This window comes from Oleiphilus sp. HI0061 (assembly GCF_001635675.1).
This window is the reverse complement of record NZ_LWFE01000322.1, coordinates 1-995: the sequence shown is the minus strand read 5'-3', so window position 1 is coordinate 995 and position 995 is coordinate 1. Positions and strand designations below refer to the sequence as shown.

Here is a 995-nt window from a genome sequence, read left to right as displayed (position 1 = left end):
AAAAGATAATGGTAGAGGTCCAAAGGTTTCTAAGGATATTGGCAATTAAGTTACCGAGTAATACTTGCCCGGCCACAGGCCAGCATAGTAAAGGAAAGAATATGTAATCCTTGAAGGTTTGACGGCCGATTTTGCTAAAGAAATCTTTCTTTAATTGCTTGCGGCTAATTGGCAGGGAACTTGTCTCGCGGCGCTTGCCCATAAAGATTCTTTCTGCAGCGACTTCGTGGTAAGCAATCCCTGCTTCAAAGAAGGTGCTAAGCCCTAGGTAGCTGAATATCTGCCAGCGGTTTTTTGGCCGCCAAGGCAGGTCATCGCTAAGACGGAATATGCCATAGCCAAAGTCACGGTCTTTGCCGATAACATTTGTATAAGTGTGATGCTCGTGGTTGTGATAGCGCTTCCAAGAGCCCGAGTCTCCCGCAATATCCCACTCGAATTTTCTGGAGTTAATGTTAGGGTCATTCATCCAGTCATATTGCCCGTGCAGTACATTGTGGCCAATTTCCATATTGTCCAGAATCTTTGCTAAGGCCAACAGTAAAACTGCCAACACCCATAATAGGGGGCTTACAAAGCCCATTACCATTAGGATTCGGCCAGCAATTTCACTGCCGCGTTGAATTGCGATTAAACGTCGAATGTATTTTGCATCACTTGCGCCCACTTTCTTAAGGGTGTCTGCGCGAACTTTGTCCAGCTCTTCTGCAAAGCCGTCTAAGATTTCTCGGGATGGCTTCTGAGTATTGTTCGGATTCATAATGTCTTCCTGATTAATCTCTTAAAGTTCAAGTTCTACTTTGCCAACCGGCACCGAAACACAAAGCTGTATTTCTTCTTCTCCGGTATCCGAATATTGTTGGGTTCGCGTATTGAAGACTCGCCCGGTCTTCTTTTTACAAATACACTGGTGACACACGCCCATTCGACAACCCGCAACGGGTTTTAAACCTTGGTTCTCTGAGATTTCCAGCAGGGTAGCTTTGTCAGACTCG

The 995-nt window shown here is 45.6% G+C and carries 2 protein-coding genes; both read right to left on the bottom strand.

All coding sequences use genetic code 11. The features are described 5' to 3' along the window. Positions 1–760, bottom strand: a 760-nt coding sequence (locus A3735_RS04140) for a fatty acid desaturase (protein ID WP_068637634.1), incomplete at its 3' end; no start/stop codon positions are given. Positions 761–781: 21 nt separating this feature from the next. Then, on the bottom strand, positions 782–995 hold a 214-nt coding region (locus A3735_RS04135; protein ID WP_156499396.1), incomplete at its 5' end, for a 2Fe-2S iron-sulfur cluster-binding protein.